20 protein-coding genes and 1 other annotated feature are annotated in these 20,255 nt (G+C 39.0%); of the genes, 8 read left to right on the top strand and 12 right to left on the bottom strand.

Annotated elements, in window-relative coordinates; all coding sequences use genetic code 11:
* Nucleotides 1–50: 50 nt before the first annotated feature.
* Nucleotides 51–1,124, bottom strand: coding sequence for a D-alanine--D-alanine ligase (locus tag AB7942_RS26920; protein ID WP_369449230.1), 1,074 nt, complete (start codon nucleotides 1,122–1,124; stop codon nucleotides 51–53).
* Between the two features lie 224 nt (nucleotides 1,125–1,348).
* On the opposite strand from AB7942_RS26920, the gene AB7942_RS26925 reads away from it, so the two are divergent.
* Nucleotides 1,349–2,017, top strand: a complete 669-nt coding sequence (locus AB7942_RS26925; RefSeq protein ID WP_369449231.1) for a sulfite exporter TauE/SafE family protein — start codon at nucleotides 1,349–1,351, stop codon at nucleotides 2,015–2,017.
* A gap of 200 nt (nucleotides 2,018–2,217) precedes the next feature.
* On the opposite strand, the gene AB7942_RS26930 is transcribed toward AB7942_RS26925, so the two are convergent.
* Entirely contained in the window at nucleotides 2,218–2,994 is a 777-nt protein-coding gene (locus AB7942_RS26930) for a hypothetical protein (protein ID WP_088085049.1), read from the bottom strand.
* Nucleotides 2,995–3,221: 227 nt separating this feature from the next.
* Between AB7942_RS26930 and mgtE the strand changes: the two genes are divergently transcribed.
* Together mgtE and uptA are read left to right on the top strand one after the other, a co-directional pair.
* Nucleotides 3,222–4,577, top strand: a complete 1,356-nt coding sequence (mgtE, locus tag AB7942_RS26935; RefSeq protein ID WP_369449232.1) for a magnesium transporter — start codon at nucleotides 3,222–3,224, stop codon at nucleotides 4,575–4,577.
* A 169-nt stretch (nucleotides 4,578–4,746) separates the two neighbouring features.
* Nucleotides 4,747–5,340: an undecaprenyl phosphate transporter UptA gene (gene uptA, locus AB7942_RS26940; protein WP_483310928.1), complete on the top strand. Its 594-nt coding sequence runs from the start codon at nucleotides 4,747–4,749 to the stop codon at nucleotides 5,338–5,340.
* On the opposite strand, the gene AB7942_RS26945 is transcribed toward uptA, so the two are convergent.
* From AB7942_RS26945 to argS, 4 genes are all read right to left on the bottom strand, one after another.
* The gene (locus tag AB7942_RS26945) at nucleotides 5,337–5,666 is read right to left on the bottom strand and encodes a hypothetical protein (protein ID WP_369449233.1); all 330 of its coding nucleotides are present in this window, start codon (nucleotides 5,664–5,666) and stop codon (nucleotides 5,337–5,339) included. The two genes, uptA and AB7942_RS26945, sit on opposite strands and share 4 nt — an antisense overlap.
* A 101-nt stretch (nucleotides 5,667–5,767) precedes the next feature.
* On the bottom strand, nucleotides 5,768–7,594 hold the full coding sequence (locus tag AB7942_RS26950) for an APC family permease (RefSeq protein WP_369449234.1): 1,827 nt from the start codon (nucleotides 7,592–7,594) through the stop codon (nucleotides 5,768–5,770).
* Between the two features lie 274 nt (nucleotides 7,595–7,868).
* A complete protein-coding gene (locus AB7942_RS26955; protein WP_369449235.1) occupies nucleotides 7,869–8,333 on the bottom strand; it encodes a DinB family protein in 465 nt (154 codons plus the stop codon).
* Nucleotides 8,334–8,396: 63 nt separating this feature from the next.
* Nucleotides 8,397–10,091: an arginine--tRNA ligase gene (gene argS, locus AB7942_RS26960; protein ID WP_369449236.1), complete on the bottom strand. Its 1,695-nt coding sequence runs from the start codon at nucleotides 10,089–10,091 to the stop codon at nucleotides 8,397–8,399.
* Between the two features lie 52 nt (nucleotides 10,092–10,143).
* Nucleotides 10,144–10,355, bottom strand: a binding site (T-box leader).
* Nucleotides 10,356–10,459: 104 nt separating this feature from the next.
* Between argS and AB7942_RS26965 the strand changes: the two genes are divergently transcribed.
* Both AB7942_RS26965 and AB7942_RS26970 read left to right on the top strand, forming a co-directional pair.
* Nucleotides 10,460–10,717, top strand: a complete 258-nt coding sequence (locus AB7942_RS26965; protein WP_088085042.1) for an alpha/beta-type small acid-soluble spore protein — start codon at nucleotides 10,460–10,462, stop codon at nucleotides 10,715–10,717.
* A 201-nt stretch (nucleotides 10,718–10,918) separates the two neighbouring features.
* A complete protein-coding gene (locus tag AB7942_RS26970) occupies nucleotides 10,919–11,194 on the top strand; it encodes a hypothetical protein (protein WP_369449237.1) in 276 nt (91 codons plus the stop codon).
* Nucleotides 11,195–11,267: 73 nt separating this feature from the next.
* Here AB7942_RS26970 and AB7942_RS26975 read toward each other — a convergent pair whose 3' ends face one another.
* The 4 genes from AB7942_RS26975 to AB7942_RS26990 all read right to left on the bottom strand — a co-directional run bounded on the left by AB7942_RS26975 (nucleotide 11,268) and on the right by AB7942_RS26990 (nucleotide 14,535).
* Complete coding sequence (locus AB7942_RS26975; RefSeq protein ID WP_369449238.1) at nucleotides 11,268–11,840, bottom strand: TetR/AcrR family transcriptional regulator; 573 nt, start codon at nucleotides 11,838–11,840, stop codon at nucleotides 11,268–11,270.
* 128 nt (nucleotides 11,841–11,968) lie between these two features.
* A complete protein-coding gene (locus AB7942_RS26980) occupies nucleotides 11,969–12,751 on the bottom strand; it encodes an ABC transporter permease (protein ID WP_369449239.1) in 783 nt (260 codons plus the stop codon).
* Nucleotides 12,752–12,757: 6 nt separating this feature from the next.
* Nucleotides 12,758–13,561 carry an ABC transporter permease gene (locus AB7942_RS26985; protein WP_369449240.1) on the bottom strand — a complete coding sequence of 268 codons (804 nt, stop codon included), beginning with the start codon at nucleotides 13,559–13,561 and terminating at the stop codon, nucleotides 12,758–12,760.
* A complete protein-coding gene (locus AB7942_RS26990) occupies nucleotides 13,558–14,535 on the bottom strand; it encodes an ABC transporter ATP-binding protein (protein ID WP_369449241.1) in 978 nt (325 codons plus the stop codon). Before AB7942_RS26990 ends, AB7942_RS26985 begins: the two co-directional genes overlap by 4 nt.
* A 372-nt stretch (nucleotides 14,536–14,907) precedes the next feature.
* Here AB7942_RS26990 and AB7942_RS26995 point away from each other — a divergent pair, with 372 nt between their 5' ends.
* Together AB7942_RS26995 and AB7942_RS27000 are read left to right on the top strand one after the other, a co-directional pair.
* Entirely contained in the window at nucleotides 14,908–15,411 is a 504-nt protein-coding gene (locus AB7942_RS26995) for a CcdC protein domain-containing protein (RefSeq protein ID WP_483310929.1), read from the top strand.
* Nucleotides 15,412–15,615: 204 nt separating this feature from the next.
* A complete protein-coding gene (locus AB7942_RS27000; protein WP_369449242.1) occupies nucleotides 15,616–16,866 on the top strand; it encodes an ATP-binding protein in 1,251 nt (416 codons plus the stop codon).
* 61 nt (nucleotides 16,867–16,927) lie between these two features.
* Here AB7942_RS27000 and AB7942_RS27005 read toward each other — a convergent pair whose 3' ends face one another.
* Nucleotides 16,928–17,272 (bottom strand): hypothetical protein, encoded by a 345-nt coding sequence (locus AB7942_RS27005; RefSeq protein ID WP_369449243.1) that lies wholly within the window; start codon nucleotides 17,270–17,272, stop codon nucleotides 16,928–16,930.
* Between the two features lie 299 nt (nucleotides 17,273–17,571).
* On the opposite strand from AB7942_RS27005, the gene AB7942_RS27010 reads away from it, so the two are divergent.
* Nucleotides 17,572–17,988 carry a hypothetical protein gene (locus AB7942_RS27010; RefSeq protein ID WP_369449244.1) on the top strand — a complete coding sequence of 139 codons (417 nt, stop codon included), beginning with the start codon at nucleotides 17,572–17,574 and terminating at the stop codon, nucleotides 17,986–17,988.
* Between the two features lie 429 nt (nucleotides 17,989–18,417).
* Here the strand turns inward: AB7942_RS27010 and glmS are convergent, their stop codons facing one another.
* Entirely contained in the window at nucleotides 18,418–20,220 is a 1,803-nt protein-coding gene (gene glmS / locus AB7942_RS27015) for a glutamine--fructose-6-phosphate transaminase (isomerizing) (protein WP_369449245.1), read from the bottom strand.
* Between the last annotated feature and the right edge of the window lie 35 nt (nucleotides 20,221–20,255).

A 20,255-nucleotide genomic window follows, 5' to 3' on the forward strand; every position in this document is an offset into this window, starting at 1 on the left:
CGCTTTTCTCATAGAAATGGACACGGCAGCTACCGCCGTGTCTCCGTTTTTTAGAAAGTAAACTTTATCTGTTGTTTCTCTGCATGTCTTTCTTTCGCAAGACTTACAAGTCGCTCAATCAATTGTGGGTACTCTAAGCCTGTGTGCTTCCACAAGAGCGGGAACATACTAAATGGGGTGAAGCCAGGCATCGTATTTACCTCATTAATTAGCGCTCTTCCATCTTTTGTTAAGAAGAAATCGGCACGGACTAAACCAGAACAATCTAAAGATTTAAAAGCTTGGATTGCCATTTGTTTAATTTGTTGTGATTCTTCGTCTGTTATGTCTGCAGGGATGATCAGCGCTGTATCCCCGCTTTCATATTTCGCTTTATAATCATAGAAATCCTTTTTCGGAACAATTTCACCGGCAACCGAACATTCAGGCTCATCATTCCCAAGAACCGCCACCTCTATTTCACGAGCAACGACGCCTTCTTCAATGATGACTTTACGGTCAAATTGAAAAGCTTCAGCAAAAGCAGTTTCTAATTCTGCACGATTTGTACATTTGCTGATTCCGACACTGGAACCAAGGTTTGCGGGCTTTACAAAGCAAGGATAGCCAAGTTCTGTTTCGACCTTGCTATAAGCCTCTGCTTTTGCTTTCTCCCATTCACTTTTAATAAAGGCAACATAGTTTACTTGGGCAAGCCCTGCCTGTGCAAATACATTTTTCATCATAACCTTATCCATTCCTGCCGCTGAAGCTAGAACTCCATTGCCGACGTATGGGAGGTTTAATAGTTCTAATAAACCTTGTACGGTTCCATCTTCTCCGTTTGGTCCGTGCAGTAACGGAAAGATGACATCAAGTGTTTCCTGCTTCTCAGCTTGGAAAAGTGCGGGTGCGAGCGATAAAGGCGATAATTGATTCCCCTCTGCAAATTCGAGCGCCTTCACGTTTTCAACCGGCTCACTTAACTGCGGTCCTTTTATCCATTTTCCTTCTGTATTTATGTAAATAGGATGAATTTCAAATTTTTCAAGGTCTAACGCTCGAATGACAGCCAGTGCTGTCTGCAGGGACACTTGGTGTTCCGCTGATTTTCCTCCATATAATAAACCTAATTTTGTTTTCATACGAAAACCTCCATTTTCTCATTCACGGTTATATTTTAACACTTATTTTAAAAAGAAAGGAAATGTGGTCCACCAATTTTTTATATGTTTTTTCCTACTGAATATTTTATGATGGCCATAGCTTGCTTAAAAACTAGCGCTGGTTAAATTGTCAATTTTCTCATTCCCGTTTATCCTAATATTTCATGTATAATTATTTTAAAACGCTAATCTGGAGGCACATAATGACGGGATCACTTTTATCCATATTATTATTAGGCTTTTTGCTGGGAATTAAGCATGCAATCGAGCCTGATCATGTTATTGCAGTTTCAACCATCGCAAGCGAATCAAAAAATTTAAAGCGCTCAATCTTTGCCGGTGTCTACTGGGGTATCGGGCACACGGCTACTCTTTTCATTGTTGGAATGTTTTTGATTGTAGCAAAAAACACAATCACAGATACGGTCGCCCTGAGTCTTGAGTTTATCGTGGGAATTATGCTAGTTAGTCTCGGCTTAAATAGTATTGTAGCGTTTATGAAACATCGCCATCATCACCCACACACCGAGGGTAGCCAGACCATTGAAAAAAAAGGCCGTACCCATTATAAATCCTTTTTCATCGGGCTCATTCACGGGCTAGCCGGCAGTGCAGCAATGGTTCTACTTACTATGAGTACCGTTTCGACCGCGTGGCAAGGTGCTTTATACATACTTATTTTCGGTTGTGGCACAGTTGTTGGTATGCTCAGCTTTTCAACTGTTATTGGTATCCCCTTTGTTTTGACATCCGGTAAACAGTTGAATAGATATTTGAATCATCTCTCAGGCATTATCAGCATATTATTCGGAATTTATTATATGTATAACTTAGGCGTGAACGAAGGATTATTCAGCCTTTGGTTTTCGTAATAAAAGCGCAAGCGCCCGTTTAGCGGCGTATGGACTGGAGCACTTTGACTGAGATAAAGGAAACACGGAGAGCGTTAGCGCATTCGTGCTTGACTTATCGTAGGGAAAAGGGCGAAGTCCACTAGCCGCTGGGCTCTGAAGCTGGACAATGAAGAAGTCCCACCCAAATGGAGCGGGACTATTTTATCAAGCCAAATGATTTAGATGACATTTAATTTCCATTCTTTTGTCTTCTTATCAAAAATAATTTTCGCGTGATATGGTTTAGATGATATTTGATCATATTCCTCCACCATATCATCCATATTCGCGAAATCACCAATTACCCAGATGGGAATTTCAATTTTCCCTCGCTGGTGATCTGCAGCTCGTAATGATATGCAAATTCCTTCTTTAATGAAAGGTGTTAATGAAAGCAGGATTTCTTTATTCACCTGAGGATACGTTCTTTTCTTACGAAATCCTAGGATCGATTTTTCAATCTTAAGATCTCCTAATTTTACGGCCACTACTTCGCTAAGCACATGAAAAAAATCTTTGAAGCTGCGGTAATAAGTTTTGTTATACCAGCCATCATCTTGTGCTAAATAAACAAAACGGTTCCCTAATTTATTATAAAAAGGCAATTTCAAATGATGCTTTTGATGACCTAAGTACAATAATTCAGCGATTTCCTGTCCCGTCAGTTCATTCAACACATCTTCCTCAATAAAATCAATCCAGCAAAAGTTTTCGTAACTATAAACATTGTCCGCTGCTAACTTTTTAATTCCTTCTTCAGGGCAATATTCGAGTTGTGTATGCATATTAAAATCAGCATCATCAAAGCGGTGCTTTAGTAAAAGCAAGTGATTTAATGAACCTGAAAAAGCAGCAGCGAATTCAGCAAATTCGATACCGGAAGACATTACATACTGGTCTGTTTGGTTCAAATGGACATAGATGAGATCCTGTATGTCTTGATGATGCTTCTTCAAAGCAAAACTCCTCCGATCAACACATGAAATGATTTAGTCAATACTTCCTTATTTTATCAAATAATAGTCCAAATAGCTTATTTCAATTCTTTTACAAATAATAAGTTTGATTAACACATACTAGATTTATGCCTATTGATTATTATTTGTTAACTTTCCTTTTTCATCTATATTTCTTTATCAAATGAGAATCTATGCATTAGCAAGATAAGGAGCTGCTATCACATATGATTAAAGATATGACTCAAGATGAATTAAGTCTTTATATTATTAAAACCTTAAAAGAAAATAAAAAAACTGAATTCGAAAAAATACTCGAAGAACTCCAACCCTATGATATAGCGAAGATATATGAAGATCTACCTGAAAAACACAAAGGACGATTTCTCCTGTTTTTAAAATTTGATATTCTAGCTGACCTAATGGAAGAGCTTGATAAAGAAGACCAGCTCGGCTTATTAAATATTTTAGGAATTGAAAAATCAAGTAAGGTCCTTGATTTAATGGATAATGATGATTTGGCGTTATTACTGCATGAATTATCACCGGAGAAGAAGAATTCCCTCCTATCTGGGATGAAAGCAGAGGAGTCTAATGCCGTCCAAGATATCATGAAATATCCTCCGGAAACAGCCGGAAGAATCATGACCAACCGATTTGTTTGGATCCGAAGCTATTTTACGGTTCGTGAAGCAGTTGATAAGTTTAAAGTATTCGCAGAATTTGCCGAATCTATTAACTATTTATATGTGATTGATGAAGACCGAAAACTTGTCGGCGTAGTTTCTTATCGTGATTTACTATTAGCAGAGCCAGACGAAAAGATACGAACGATTATGTATGAAAGGATTATTTCCGTTACGGTGGCAACAGACCAAGAGGTTGTGGCGCAAATCGTGGAACGGTATGATTTCCTAGCCATTCCGGTTGTGGATGAGAATAATGTCCTCGTTGGGATTGTCACGGTCGATGACATTATCGACATCGTGATTCAGGAAGCAAATGAAGATATCGAAAAATTGTCTGCTACTGGGAAATCCATCGACTTTGAAACCAAAACATTAGTTGCAGCTGCAAGAAGACTCCCTTGGCTCATCCTGCTTTTGTTCATCGGAGTCATCTCTGGGAGAATTATCAGCAGTTTTGAAGATACCCTCAAGCAGGTTGTGGCACTTGCCTTTTTTATGCCGATGATTGCAGGGATGACAGGAAACACTGGAACCCAATCCCTTGCGGTCGTAGTAAGAGGGCTGATTTCCTACGATATTGATAAGGGTGTAATTACCCGCTTAATCGCAAGGGAGCTTGGTGTTGGGATTACGATCGGGATCACCTGCTCTGTTCTTATCGCGGTCATCGCCTATATATGGCAGGGAAGTCTCATTTTAGGTGCCGTTGTCGGCTGCTCACTATTTTTCACGTTAATCATTGGGACACTTGCAGGGACGATTATTCCGCTTATTCTTTTTCGTTTAAAAATTGACCCTGCCGTTGCCTCAGGACCACTGATCACCACCTTGAATGACATTTTTTCATTGCTTACCTACTTTGGGATTGCAACCATGTTTTTAAAGTATTTGTAGAAAAAATGAAACTTTTTTTGAAGTGGAACGTTAAGTAATGTAGACGTTTCAAAATTTCCATAAATTTTGAATGTCTCAATGATAAACACCATATTTATATCATTATGAGACAAACTGTTATAGAATTATTAAGTTAGACTGATTATTTTTTTATAAGTGAAGGTGGATTATGGCAGACTTTATTAATAATATTTTGGAATTTTTATCACAATTAGGATATTTCGGCGTTGCCTTAGGACTAATGATAGAGATTATTCCAAGTGAAATCGTCTTGGGTTATGGCGGGTATATGATTTCGCAGGGGCATCTCAATTTTATCGGGGCAGTGATTGCCGGGACAATCGGCGGAACGCTCGCCCAGTTATTTTTATATTGGGCGGGTTATTACGGGGGCAGACCTTTCTTGGAAAAATATGGAAAATATGTCCTTATTAAAAAGAATCATATTGACATTGCTGAGCAATGGTTTGAAAAATATGGCGCAGGAGTGATTTTTTCGGCAAGATTCATTCCAGTTGTCAGACACGCGATTTCCATTCCGGCGGGTATTGCCAAAATGTCAGCAACTAAATTTACGCTTTACACTGTTGCGGCCATTATCCCATGGACAATTTTGTTCTTATACTTAGGCAAAGTCCTAGGCAGTAACTGGTCTCATATCAAAGAATACGCACAACCCTATGTGATGCCAGCCATCATCGGAGCCATTGTTTTAGGGGCTATCTACTTCTTAATCAAAAAAACAAAGAAAACCACCGATTAATCCCGGTGGTTTTGCTTTGCTGAAAATTTCATTTGAGCCCATGTATCAAGCTTTTTCACATGGTTTCTCCCAATCGTAAATCCATATAAAATGAGTAAAACAATGATTAACGTGAAGAGGTCGACTTTCTTGGTTGCTATAAAGTTTACGATCCCCATTAACACCTGTGGAATAACCCCTGTTAGTGCAAATAAAACCGTTGCTATCTTAAACCAGAAGCTTGATTTCAAACCATACCTGGCATAAACAAGCAAGAATGTCGATGACCACGCTAATACTTCAAGACTGACTAGGATGGTCCATTTATTTTCGACCAAAAAATCCATATCCCACCCCACCTTTTACTTTTTCGGCTGTGTTAAAGCTTATTGTTGATTTTGGCACCCTGTTGATTGGAGTGGAAATCAACGGGCAAGTTTAACAGAGCCTACTTTTTAAAATGAAATGGCAGTGTGGACACAATAACCCTCTTTTTAAAAATAAGATAGGTACGAATTAATAAACTTGATTGATTATGCAGGATATTATGCCAACTCTTTTTGGTAATAAACTGCGGAATCAAAACCGTTACACGATAATTATTTTCCTCTGCCTTATGTTCTACAGTATCAATAAATTTCGATAAGGGAATAAGCACACTTCGATAATGTGACTGTAAGGTAACGAGCCTAACATCCGGCTGCCATTGCTGCCATTTTTCTTCAAAACGCTTTTCATCCTCACGGTCAAACGACACATAAACAGCAAAGATTTGATCAGTTAATGATTTTGCATAATTAATTGAGTTTTCAACCACTTTTGTAATCCCTGCAACTGGTACAATAATGACATTTCCCTCAATCGGCATCGCTGGATGGTCGGGATGAATCCTCAATTGTTCACCCACCGCTTCATAATGATAATTAATTCGTTTGAAGGCAAAAACGATTATTGGTAAGAAGATCACCACAAACCATACTTGACTAAATTTCGTCAGGAAGAAAATGATTAACACGGCTAAGGTGATGAGCGCGCCAATTAAATTGGCACTAAGTTTAGCAACCCATCCGGCTGGTTTTTCACGTAACCATTTAATAATCATTCCCGTTTGAGATAAGGTGAACGGAATAAATACACCAACCGCATAAAGCGGGATTAAGTGCTCTGTTTGACCTTTAGAGAAGATAATAAGCAAGATGGAGGCTACTCCTAAGGATACAATCCCGTTCGAATACCCGAGCCTGTCCCCCCTAATCGTAAACATTCTTGGCATATACTTATCCTTGGCAAGTGCATACGCTAATAAAGGAAAAGCAGAATATCCGGTATTAGCTGCCAGAACTAAAATGAGGGCGGTCGTTCCTTGGACAAAAAAGTAAAGATAATTACGCCCGAAGGTTTCTTTGGCAATTTGCGAGACGACCGTTTCGTCATGCCTTGGCGATATACCGTAATAATAAGCTAGGAAAGTAATACCCGTAAATAACAGCGCAAGAAGCGTCCCCATTAATACTAATGTTTTGGCCGCATTCTTTGGTGCCGGATCTTTAAAACTTGGGATCGCATTCGATATGGCTTCTACCCCAGTTAATGCCGAGCATCCCGACGCAAAGGCGCGTAACAGCAAGAAAAGCGTAATCCCTTGAACAGGCGCCCCAATTGGTGCATGCTGGACAGTCAGTGATACATGGCCAGTCATGATTTTAAAGAGACCCACACCAATTAAAATGAACAGGGCAACAACAAACAAATAGACCGGATAAGCTAAGATTGACGCTGATTCTGTTAAACCGCGTAGATTGAGAATTGTAATCAGAACTACCAGAACACACGCAATCCCGACGGTATGTGCATGTAAGGTTGGAAAGGCTGACGTAATCGCATCCGTACCAGCAGAAACACTTACTGCCACTGTTAATATGTAATCGACTAAAAGGGATCCCCCGGCAATTAATCCTGCTTTCTCACCGATGTTCTCTTTCGAAACAATATAGGCCCCACCGCCATGAGGGTACGAATAGATAATTTGTCGATAGGAAAGGATTAGCGCCGCTAATAGAAATAATACTCCAACTGCAATCGGAACCGAATACCAATAGGCAATGACGCTTACCGTTGCCAACACAATTAGAATTTGTTCAGTTCCGTAAGCTACAGATGATAAGGCATCGGAAGAGAGAATCGCTAAAGCCTTGAAAATGTTTAATTTTTGTTCGCCTAGTGCCGTTGATTTTAACGGCCGGCCGATTAAGAATCTCTTAAAAGAAGAGAGCACCTGATTCACCCACCACATTTGAAGTAGAATTACCGATTGATTTTAACACAAGACAGTAGTTAATATGAAGTGTTTTCTTTTGACGAAGTACCAAATTTTTCATGTAATGTCGATAAAAATTAATATTACTACTTAGTCTTATCCTAAATAGCACGATTATGAAGAAAATTATTAGTTGAGGGCATATAATATTTCATTACCACTATTCATCAAACAAAAAAGCATGGAGACATTATTTAGTCTCCATGCTTTTACAGTAGCTTTTTTCAAAAAACTATTTTACCGCTCCATTAATGACACGTTTCATTGCCTGGATTTGGCCTAAATGAATACTCTCATGGAAAATTGCAAAATTTGTTAGTTCACCAAACGTTTCCTGACCAAGGAATGGATTTTTTAGCCTTTGGTTAAAACTCTCCGCTGGAATTTCTTTAATCCTTGACACTTGTTCTTGCAGCTGCACAATTAATTCCTGTACCGAAGGAACTTCTCCCTGCCAAGCAGCCGGCCTTGTACCAGAGGCAAATAACTCCATATAGTTTGCTGGCAGCTGGGTTGATTTCTTCGGGAAGCCAAACATAAATTGCTCGGCAACAGTTAAGACATGGCCAACATGCCAGTGGATGGTATTGTTAAACCCTTCCGGCTGAACATCAGCAATCCCCTCATCTAGTGCATCAACACTTTTAACAAACCTATCCCTTGCTAACTCATAATGCTTAAATAATAATTCACTCATTTTATTTTCCCTCCCATTCGATTACATAGCTATAGTTTAATTGATTTTTGCCTTGTCAGGAAACTACATTTCAACCGGAGCTTCCAATCCTAATAAACGTAATCCTTCTTTCAAAACTTCCGTTACTGCATAGACAAGCGCTAACCGTGCCTGCTGTTCTGGAGTGTCTTCAAGGATTTTTACCTCTGCATAATATTTATTGAAGGCTTGTGCTAAGTCAATAATATATTTAGCCACCTGGGATGGGTCGAAGTTGATGCAGGCTCTTTTAATGGCTGGCGGAAATTCCATTAAGAGGCTGGTTACCTTCCACTCCTTCTCCCAAGTATTTTCGTAGGTTAAAGCCCCTATCTCCGCATGTACATTCGCCTTTCGTAAAATAGAACAGGCACGAGCATAGGTATATTGAACATATGGACCTGTCTCTCCTTCGAAGCGGAGCATCTCTTCTAACGAAAATTCAATATCATTCATTCGATTGTTCTTTAAGTCATGGAAAATTACTGCTCCAACACCGACCTGTTTAGCCACATCCTCTTTATTTGTGAGATTTGGATTTTTCACTTCAATATTATGCCTAGCCATCGCAATCGATTCATTTAAAACTTCCTCTAATAAGACAACCTTGCCTTTTCTCGTGGACATTTTCTTTCCATCTTTTAGCATCAATCCGAATGGAATATGATGCATTTGTTTTGACCAATCGTAGCCCATCTTTGCTAACACAGCCATTAACTGTTTGAAGTGGAGGCTTTGTTCATGGCCAACCACATATAGGGATTGGACAAATTGGTATTCCTCCTGGCGATAAAGAGCCGCCGCTAAATCTCGGGTCGCATACAGCGTTGCCCCATCAGATTTTTTGATCAGGCATGGCGGCAGCTGTTCTTCGGTGAGCTCAACCACCTGTGCCTGCTCGGATTCGACCAATAGCTGTTTTTCTTCAAGAAGCTTGACGACACGCTCCATTTTGTCATTATAAAAGGCTTCGCCGGCATAAGAGTCAAATTCGACATTCATTAACTGATATATTCGCGAAAACTCTTTTAATGACTCATCACGAAACCATTTCCAGAGTTTTAATGCTTGTTCGTCTCCGTCTTCTAGCCTTTTAAACCAGCTGCGCCCTTGGTCTTCAAGGCTTGGATTCGTCCCCGCTTCTTTATGAAATTTTATATACAGGGTTAATAGCTCTTTAATCGGATTCTGCTTGACCTTTTCGGCATCTCCCCATAATTGATAGGCAGTGATCAGCTTCCCGAACTGTGTCCCCCAGTCACCAAGATGATTAATTTTAATCGGCTTGTAACCACATTTCTCGACAATTAATGCGAGCGAGTTGCCAATCACCGTTGACCGCAAATGCCCCATTGAAAAGGGTTTAGCAATATTAGGGGAGGACATGTCAATGGTGACAGCACCGCCATTCCCAAACGTAAGCGCACCATACTTCCCTTTTTGCGAGATGATTTCATTCACTACTTTTTCAGAAGCAGTCTTTTTGTTTAGGAAGAAATTAAGATAGGCTCCAACCACTTCTACTTTTTCAAAAATGGGAGAGTTAATCTTCTTACTTAACTCCTCAGCAATTAGATTGGGGGATTTTCTCTTTAGCTTCGCTAGTGTAAAACAAGGAAAGGCTAAATCACCGAGCTCTTGATTCTTAGGTTTTTCAATCATTAGTTCCAGATTGGTTTGTGAAATCTCTTGGTCCAGTAATTCATGTAAAATGGCAGCAAGCTCCTGCTTAAAATTCATCTTTAATACCTCCTTTTATCTCTAAAAAAAACAAAAAACTCCCGTCTCTACTAAAAGAGACGAGAGTTCATAATCCCGCGGTACCACTCTAATTGTTCAAAAGAACCAGCTTTCCTTTGTAACGGAGGATCCTCCGGCATACCTTACTCGAGTTCAGGTACACATCTCAAAAGTGCGCTTCATTATCTGTTCTGTTTCAGGCTCCCACCACCCCTGAATCGCTGGTACATCATAGATAACTACTCTCTTTATCATTGATTTTATCCAAATTTATTACCCGTATTATACTGGATTAAAATGGATTTTTCCAGTGATTGTTGATTATTTTTTAGATTAAGGTAATCCTACAACAAAAGGAGGGATTTTTTATGGCGAGAAGAAGAAATAAAATCCTTGTCCCCGAGGCGCGCAATGGCTTGGATGTGTTGAAAGCGAAGGTCGCGAATACTGAGAACCCTGAGGATGCGAAATTTGAAGCAGCAGAAGAAGTGGGTGTTCCATTGAAGAAGGGCTATAATGGTCAGCTCACGTCTGAACAGGCCGGTAAGGTTGGCGGCAGGCTGGGCGGCAGCATGGTCCGTGAGTTGGTCAAAATGGCACAAGAAAACTTAGCGAAGAAAAAGTAATACCTGGGGCCTAAATTTGTTAGGTCCCCTTTTTTATTTATAGGCTGTGTTCAAGGGAATTGTTGATTTTTATAGCCAAGTTGATTGGGCGAAGCGCCTGGAGAGGAAATCAACAGCTAAGTTTAAAAGAGCAAAATTTTTAAAAAAAGTTTGACAAATTTGTGACAATTGATAGAATATTCTTACAAGGAGTTGATAGTGATGCAGGAAAAACACTTAAAAAGTATTTTTACATTTAAGAAAACAGCAATCTTTGGAAGCGGTCTAGGGCTCATTCTTATTTTGTTAGGTCAATTTGTAAACGGTTACAATACTGCTTATTTCTTAACTGCACTAGGATTTGGAATACTTGCCGGTTCCGTGGTTAATTACCTTTTTGGAACATTTTTAAGTTTAATGGAAGAACTCACTGGAAGCCGTAATAAGAATAGGCCAAAAATTGCCACTGCTTCAAAAAATATTTATCTTTTAAAATAAAAAATCGGTAGCGCCACTTAGTGACGCACCGATTAGTTAAAAGACTTGTATAGAGGTACGCACAAGTCTTTTTTTATTTGGATAGACCTTTTACTAAAAATACTTTCATGATTTCCGCAATTTGTTCCGAGCTCAGCGGCTGATGATTTCTTTCCCAGTCTGAAACTAGGGCAATATACATTTTTAAAAGAAGAAAGCTGGTAATTTCGGTGTCGTTCGGTGGGATTGCCCCTTTCGTGATAGCCGTGTCAATTTTCTGCTTTAAATAGGCAATGATTTCATCCTCAACATGCTGCAGCATTTCCGAAACCGCTAGAGTCCCCATTTCCGCTTCCTCTTGCACCAGTTTAATCATCAGTTGGTGCTGAGCGCGAAACTCTAATAAACGATAAAGTGCCCTGTGCACGTTTTCTGTGAAGAGTAACTCTGGTTCGATGACGAATTCTGCCTCAGCAATCATTTCTTTGACCAAAGTGGAAATTATCTCTTCGAATAATTCTTCTTTGTTTTTAAAAAAGGTATAAATCGTCCCTTTGCCTACATTGGCCAGTTTTGCGACTTGATCCATCGTTGTTGCTTTATAGCCAAATAATGAAAAAGACTTTGTTGCCGCTTCTACAATCATCTTTCTTCTATCTGTTGCCATGTCCACACCTCTACTGACCATTTCAGTTTTTCAGTCATTTGCTTAAATATACCATAAGATAGGTTTAGTTTCCAAATAGGTCAAAAGTAAAGCCAAGTTCCGGATTAGATAAGAACTCGGCTTTTGATTTAGGAACCTGTGGAGCGATAATGTTTTACACCAAACTGCCAGACAAGGAGACACGGGAGGATAAACAAGCTGCCAGCTACAGGAATCAGCATATATAGGAGGTCGTTCCCACTGTTCTTTCCAAGAATATAAAGAAGCGGCAAGTAATTCACGGTCCCAAACGGGATTACAAAGGTAAAAAAACGGGCTACCCACTTTTGATAAATATTTAATGGGTATTGCGCCATTTCTCTCCCGCCATCGGTAAAAATGTTAACCACCTCAAGTCCTTCAATCGTCCAAAAACACAGGGTGGCCGCCAAGATGTAGATGCCTGTAAAAATAAGCACACCGCTAACAATCATCAGCATTAGTGTGACTGCTTTTACCATACTCCATTCGATGTTGAGATGGATTAGGGCCCAGACCAATACAATCGTACTTTGAAGGAGCCGGCCGACTCTCGTAAACTCGAATTTGGACCCGAGTACTTGAATAAACGTACTGCGAGGGCGAACGAGTAATCGATCAAATTCACCATTCCGAACCAAGCTGGAAAAAGCATCAAAACCGCGGGCAAAGCATTCACTCAGCGCAAACGCCATATGAATGATCCCGAAGCAAAGTGCTACCTCAAAGAATTGCCATCCTTTTATTTGCCCAAACCGTTCGAATAAGAAGTATAGACCTGCAAAGATCGAAAAAGAAATAAAAAATTGGCCCAGCGATAATAGCCAAAACGATGTCCGGTATTGCATTTGTGATTTAAAGAGAATCCATAAGTATTTAAAATATATTCTCATTTTTGGTTAACCTCCTTGGACGACAACTTTCTTCAATACTCTATTTAGTGCCGACCTCCCTAGCCAGACAAGACCCACAATATAAATCAATTGGATGATGATACCGATGATGGCGTCATGCGGTGGGATATGTCCTGAGTAAACCCTGAACGGGAAATCCGCCGTCAAGCGAAACGGCAGGACATTAGCTATTTTTTGAAGCCAGTCCGGCATAAGCGGTACAGGAATGATTAATCCAGCAAAAAATTCGCCGAGGACACCAAATATTAATAGCGATCCCATCGGGGACAAGGTCACAAATACGGATATATATAAGAACATCGAGATCGCTACTAAGAGAAGTAATCCTAGTAGTAATGAGCATGTGAATAATAGAAATGCAGGTAAACTTGGCGGCAGTGTCATGTTGTATGGTTTTGGCAAGAAGAATGAAACAATTAGAATCGGAAAGCAGCGCAAGAAGGCACTGGACAGACGCTGCGCCAGAAGCTTGGCATACCAATAACCATAGAGCTCACATGGCCGGCATAGTTCGTAAGCAATATTGCCACTTGTTATCAAATCAAATAGCTCGTTATCGCGAAACCAGACGGTAACGAACACAAGAAAGGCCTGTTGCAGCCAAATGTAGGTGATTAATTCCTTTAAGGAAATAGGAGGAGTTTTCGTTGCAAATTCGTAAAATGCTTCAAATACCATAATTGAGATAAAACCCCAGAAAAATTGAGTAGCTACTCCTGCCAATGCGGCAGTCCGGTACTGCATGCCAATGTTTAACCGCAGCTTCAAAACAGATAGATACACTCTCATATTCGGTACTCCTTATAAAGCTGGAGAATCGTTTCCTCAATCGGTTGGGATTCAATCGAAACATCAATCAACTCAAGCTTATCGGACAACTGAGTAATGATTTCCGATGTGTTAACCTTCTCCGTATTAATGCTGAGGATGACCCGTTCCGGCGACCATGAAAGCACGTTTGCATGTGGGATCTCGATGGGATTTACATTTTTGCGGAAATCAGCAGTGATTGTTTTCTGGGAACCAAATTGTTTTCTTAATTCCTCTAAACTGCCGTCGTACAATAAGCTCCCCTTTCCGATTAAAAGAACCCTGCCAGCCAACGCTTCGATATCATTCATATCGTGCGTGGTCAGGATGACGGTGACTCCCTTTTCCTTGTTGATCGTTTTGATGAATTGGCGGATAGCTATTTTAGAAGCAGCATCAAGGCCGATGGTTGGTTCGTCTAAAAATAAGATGTTCGGATTATGTAGGAGAGAAGCTGCTATTTCACAGCGCATCCGCTGCCCTAAGCTTAATTGTCGGACGGGTGAATTGATTATGTTTTTCAGTTCTAGCGTTTCGATGAGTAGATTAATCGTAGTTTGATATTCTTGCTGGGGAACCTTGTAGATGTCTTTTAAGAGTTCGAAGGAATCCATTACCGGAACATCCCACCATAGCTGTGAGCGCTGACCGAAAACAACTCCAATATTTTGGACATAATGCACCCGGTCTTTCCATGGTGTATAACCCATGATCGTGCAATTCCCGGTGTCAGGCACCAGGATCCCGCTCATAATTTTTATTGTGGTGGACTTCCCCGCTCCATTCGGACCTATGTAACCGACAATTTCTCCTGGTTTAATAGAAAAAGAAAGATCCTTTAGAGCGTCAACAACCGTATGTTTTCGATAAAAAAGAGACTTCGCAGCCTGACGAAAGCCTGTCTGTCTCTGGGCTACCTTGAAAGATTTGCTAATCCCTTGTAGATGAATCAACCGTTATCCCCTCCTGATCTATCCTAAGTCACAGAGGAAAATAATAACATTTTATATTTATTGTTGTCAATAATTTTCTGAATAATAAAATAACCATTTTTTTGTAATGTTAACAAAATATACACTCAATGAAATTCTCAATCCTCTCGACCAACTAAAACGAGCTGAATCTTTGTTCCACCAATTGCTCCTTAAACATGGTTTTCATTTCCCCACTGAAGCAAAGGTTGTTTTTATCAACCCCGAGAATCATGAACAATCTCATACTAAAAAGCATGAAATTTCCCACTACCGTACATAGGTTATTTTCCCTTATGATAACAATACAATAAATATATTATTTATATGTCTTCCGAAAGGGATTGAAGCAAATTGAAAATAATCATGATTATGGTAATTGTCCTCGTCATTATTGGTCTTGCCCTTTATTTCAAAATGAAGGGAAGAAAGGGTCCAATCAAAGGGGGCGGTTTCGGTATTATCTCTCCTGTTTTATTGATATTGGTCATGTTTTCGTTTAGTATCAGTCAGTTACTGCACATTCCAGGTGATCCCTTTCATCTGCCCGCCTCTTGGGAAATGCTGATTGCTGGTCTACTCGGCACATTGTTTGGAGCGATTATGCTAACTCAAACATCATATGAGATTCGCGAAGATGGATTGATTTATTCAAAGCCAAATAAAACTTTTAAGTATGTAATCATCGCCATCATTGTCATTCGAATCGCGTTAAGTCAGTATTTCAAAAGTATGGATTACATCGTTACAGTGCTAACAATGACAATTGCTTTTCTATATATCTGCGTTTGGCGAATTGGAAGCTATATTAAATTTCGCAAATTACATGCAGGCAATCGACCAGCGGAAACTAGATGATTGTAATATAAAAGCTCTTCTTTCTACTTTTTTACAGAGAGAGGGGCTTTTTTTGTACGAACACTTCATTATCGATTAGAGTGGGTTACATGCCTTACAGATTTGAGGTATTATTCATAGTAGATGTTTTTGTGCGGAAAGTTTATCAGTCCGCAGGAAAGATAAATGTGGATACATATCATTTATGATTTTGGAGGAAGTTTCTTGATTACTCTAATCAAACCATTGTTAGTTAACATCACGATCTTATTATCTTTTACATTTAATGCTAACTTATTTTTCCCCTTTCAAACGAAAGTTCCAAATACTTTAAAACAAAAAGTGATTTATGGTTTGATTGGTTCATTAGGAACGCTTTTTTGTATGTTTTATCCAATTGAAACCTTGGGGGCAACCCATTTTGATTTAAGGATGTGCTCCATTCTGATCCTCACTCTGTATGGGGGGTGGTTACCTGGGGGCATCGTTTTAGTAAGTGCATGCCTTGTCCGCTATTTTTTTGGTGGAAAATTCCTAGCGATTGGCATCTTGGTATCCATTGTCGCCTTCTTATGCGGCCTTGCTTTCCGGAGATTTTTTCATAAATCACCTTCTAAGCTTGTGGCAGGAACAATGATCGTTGTTTGCTATTTTATTATTTATATTACGATTCTATATTATAGAATCGATTTTTTAAGTCTATCTTTTTATTTGATTTACTTTATTGCCTTATATATTACGGTTATGGCACTGATCTTTGTGATTGAAAACTTGATAAAAATTAATAAGCAATTTGAGGAGATGGTTTATCTTGATAAGTTAACGATGATTGGCCAGCTCACAGCTTCGATTGCGCATGAAATTAGAAATCCTCTCGCAACCATTAGAGGATTTATCCAATTTTTGAGTAAAGATACAAACGATGAGCGATTTAAAAAATTCTCGCCTCTAATAATGGAAGAACTAGATCGAACCAACAGTATTATTACAAACTATTTGAAAGTCGCAAAGCCTGAACCTTTTCAAATGGCAATTGTTTCAATCGATGATGTGATGAATGATTGTGTTCAATTAATGAGGCCTCTTGCCTCCTACTCAAATGTCATTATTGATTATGAAAATAAAGAACCATTTTATGTAAATGGGGATGAAGCCCATTTAAAGCAAGCGATCATGAATGTGATTAAAAATGGGATTGAGTCCATATCAAATCAAGGGACCATTAAGATTGATTTAAATGCTGACCATTTCAAAAATGCTGTTGAAATTAGTATTAAAGACAACGGGAAAGGAATGACGCCCGAGCAGTTAAAACAGATAGGCTTGCCCTTTTATACTACAAAAACGAAAGGGACAGGACTTGGCAGTATGGTAACCAACAAAATCATCCGTGAATTGAACGGGTCAATTGAGTATGAAAGTGAAATTAATAAAGGAACCACTGTGAAAATTGTTTTCCCTTTAAGAAATAAATAATATATGAGCCAAAGTAAAAAGACACCGTTCATAACAAATGAACGGTGTCTAAAGATTCCTGTTATTTATGAACAACTAAATGCGCAAAATGAAAATGGTCGAAGGCGTGTAATCCATCTTCTCTTCCCTTAAAATACATATCCTCGATATTAGCAGGAGAAAGATTTTCATAGAGTAACATATTACAATCCTGCAGCTCCCTATCGAGTTCAAACGGATCAAAGCCTGAAATCATTGGTTCACCTATATGTGCAGTAATTTGTCGCATTTGGGTTAGCTTCTTAGAGGCAATACTGTCATCAAAAGCAGTATCATCGAGGTAGTCAAAGATGAAAGAGCTTCCGTTTACAGACATTTCCGAAACAGAAGATAGAAGTTGATAGAAATCCTTTTTATCTAGGTACATAACAGCGCCCAATAGGCTAAAATAAGTATATTTTTGTTCATCATAACCGCTTTTCTCACTATATAAAATATCTAATAATAAAGTTCTAACACGGAATTCAAGCCCTTGTTACTAAATAAACCTGCTGCTTTATTTGTATAACAAACAAGCGAACCTTCATTATTGAATCATCGCACTCGTAAGTTAAAGAAGAACCTTTCAATCACTGACTTTTCCAATTAGAGTAATCTGGAATTATTTTTATAGTTATCTGTGATTATTTCTTCTTTATAATAACGGAGAGAAAGGGGGAAATCCTATTGAACAGATGGATTATCGGTGTTCTTATAATACTTTTAGTTGGAGGTTCTATTTATATGTTCACAAACAAAAATGACTATAAAGAAGCACCATATGCAGCGGGAATGAATTTTGACCTTGAAAAGGTAGAACCTTTTTTAAAACATTTATCATCCACGGTATTGGATAAAGGTTTCAGTCAAGATGACATCAATTCCATTAGCTCTGAAATCGACAAAATGAAACACAATGAAGTTAGAGAGATTGGAACCTTTGATGTTATTTATAAAGGGAAGCCGACAAAAATTCGAATCGAAGCCGAATTTCATAGTGATGAAGATAGTCCTCCAGAAGTTGTTCTTTATATGTATAGTCATCAAGAATTAGTTGACAACATAGATGAAGAAATGATGAAAACTGAAGAAGAAACGGAATAAAAGAGATGTTGTAATTACATCTCTTTATTTAACTAAACTGCCCCGTTAGCCATTCATGAAGCGCAAAATCGGCGCTTCACCACAAAGAATGAAAATGGTTAAGAAGTGTCAATACTGATACTGACCTTAATCCAGTCAACCCTAATCCATAGACTTATTAATTATCTCTCTCCTCTTTTTTTTAACGATAGAGCAGGGTCTTCTATTCTTATTTTACCGTAAATATCCATTACATTTAAAAATCATTATCCTCCCCTTTCTCCTTTCAAATTTTTTTCGAAATCTTTATTAACAAAAAAAGACCCAACCCAGAAATTGGATTGAGTCTTACTTGATCAAATTTTTATGCATACTTGTTGATTGACAATTTTTTAAGTCAGTTCCCGACTTTTTTATCTTTCAACAGTTTATTAATTAAAACTCTTATTTTTACTCAACAGTCACCGATTTAGCAAGGTTACGTGGCTTATCGACGTCACAGTCGCGGTGCAGTGCAGCGTAGTATGAAAGTAACTGCATTGGTATAACAGAGATCAGAGGTGTTAATAATTCATTTACTTCTGGAATCACAAAGCTATCTTCGTCACGATCTAACCCCTTCATCGAAATGATGCATGGGTTAGCTCCGCGAGCAACTACTTCCTTCACATTTCCGCGCAGGTTCATGTTTACACTTTCTTGAGTAGCTAGAGCAACAACCGGTGTACCCTCTTCAATTAAAGCAATCGTACCGTGCTTTAATTCGCCGCCTGCAAATCCTTCTGCTTGAATATAGGAAATTTCTTTAAGTTTCAAGGCACCTTCTAAACCAACATAGAAGTCAATCCCGCGGCCGATGAAGAAGCAATTGCGAGTTATGGATAAAAATTCTCTTGAGATATGCTCAATAAGCTCTTTCGAATCACAGAGAACTTCCATTGCGTTCGCAACAATACCAAGCTCTTTTACAAGATCAAAGTCAATTTCTAAGCTGCGGCTTTTGGCAGCAACTTCAGCTAAAATAACTAATACCGCTAACTGTGCTGTATATGCCTTCGTTGAAGCAACAGCAATTTCAGGACCTGCATGTAATAAAAGCGTATAGTCCGCTTCACGAGAAAGCGTTGAGCCTGGAACATTTGTAATCGTTAGTGTAGGGTAACCCATCTCTTTTACATTAACAAGAACGGCACGGCTGTCAGCTGTTTCTCCACTTTGTGAAATGAAGATAAATAACGGCTTTTCAGAAAGAAGCGGCATGTTATAACCGAATTCACTGGAGATATGAACCTCGACGGGGATCTTTGCCATTTTCTCAATGAACTGCTTCCCGACAAGTCCTGCATGATAGGAAGTACCAGCTGCAATAATATACAGACGATCCGCTCCGTTTAAAGCATCGATGATTTCACGATCAATGGTTAATTCACCTTGCTCATTTTGATATTTTTGGATAATACGGCGCATCACAAGCGGCTGTTCATCAATTTCCTTCAGCATGTAATGGGGATATGTTCCTTTTTCAATATCACTAGCATCAAGTTCAGCTGTATATGGTTCACGGCTGATAATTTCACCGTTCAGATTTTGTATTGTTACTTTATCCTTTGTTACGATAACAATTTCTTTGTCCATTAATTCCACGTACTGGTCAGTTACTTGCAGCATCGCCATTGCATCACTTGCCACAACATTGAAGCCTTTACCTAAACCAACAAGAAGCGGGCTTTTATTTTTGGCCACATAAATGGTTTCATTATCTTCTGCATCTAAAAGCGCTAGTGCATATGAACCATGTAAAAGAGTCAACGTTTTACGGAAAGCCTCTAATACTTCCAAACCTTCGTTTACAAATAACTCAATCATTTGAACAATAACTTCTGTATCCGTTTCACTTTCAAACGTTACGTCAGATAAATATTCCTGTTTTAAAAGATCGTAGTTCTCAATGACCCCGTTATGAACGAGCGTAAAACGGTCAGATGTACTCTGGTGCGGATGGGAATTCCCTTTACTTGGCACCCCATGTGTTGCCCAGCGAGTATGTCCAATCCCGATATGTGCATGTACATCCTCATTAACAATACTGCGTAAATCAGCAATACGACCTTTTTCTTTAAAAACATGAATTCCGTTCTCATTCTTTACAGCGATTCCAGCTGAATCATAGCCTCTATATTCGAGTTTTTCTAAGCCTTTTAGTAAAATCTCTTTCGAGTCTCTATTCCCAATATATCCAACAATTCCACACATTCTTCTGTTTCCTCCCTATCCAGGGGGCAATAATG

It is taken from the genome of Neobacillus sp. BF23-41, assembly GCF_041106275.1.

Bases quoted from the DNA above. Each gene is read 5' to 3' on its own strand.
- AB7942_RS26920 (WP_369449230.1), bottom strand. From the start codon at position 1,124: ATGAAAACAAAATTAGGTTTATTATATGGAGGAAAATCAGCGGAACAC.
- AB7942_RS26925 (WP_369449231.1), top strand. From the start codon at position 1,349: ATGACGGGATCACTTTTATCCATATTATTATTAGGCTTTTTGCTGGGA.
- mgtE (WP_369449232.1), top strand. From the start codon at position 3,222: ATGATTAAAGATATGACTCAAGATGAATTAAGTCTTTATATTATTAAA.
- uptA (WP_483310928.1), top strand. From the start codon at position 4,747: ATGGCAGACTTTATTAATAATATTTTGGAATTTTTATCACAATTAGGA.
- AB7942_RS26945 (WP_369449233.1), bottom strand. From the start codon at position 5,666: ATGGATTTTTTGGTCGAAAATAAATGGACCATCCTAGTCAGTCTTGAA.
- AB7942_RS26955 (WP_369449235.1), bottom strand. From the start codon at position 8,333: ATGAGTGAATTATTATTTAAGCATTATGAGTTAGCAAGGGATAGGTTT.
- argS (WP_369449236.1), bottom strand. From the start codon at position 10,091: ATGAATTTTAAGCAGGAGCTTGCTGCCATTTTACATGAATTACTGGAC.
- AB7942_RS26965 (WP_088085042.1), top strand. From the start codon at position 10,460: ATGGCGAGAAGAAGAAATAAAATCCTTGTCCCCGAGGCGCGCAATGGC.
- AB7942_RS26970 (WP_369449237.1), top strand. From the start codon at position 10,919: ATGCAGGAAAAACACTTAAAAAGTATTTTTACATTTAAGAAAACAGCA.
- AB7942_RS26975 (WP_369449238.1), bottom strand. From the start codon at position 11,840: ATGGCAACAGATAGAAGAAAGATGATTGTAGAAGCGGCAACAAAGTCT.
- AB7942_RS26980 (WP_369449239.1), bottom strand. From the start codon at position 12,751: ATGAGAATATATTTTAAATACTTATGGATTCTCTTTAAATCACAAATG.
- AB7942_RS26985 (WP_369449240.1), bottom strand. From the start codon at position 13,561: ATGAGAGTGTATCTATCTGTTTTGAAGCTGCGGTTAAACATTGGCATG.
- AB7942_RS27005 (WP_369449243.1), bottom strand. From the start codon at position 17,272: ATGTACCTAGATAAAAAGGATTTCTATCAACTTCTATCTTCTGTTTCG.
- glmS (WP_369449245.1), bottom strand. From the start codon at position 20,220: ATGTGTGGAATTGTTGGATATATTGGGAATAGAGACTCGAAAGAGATT.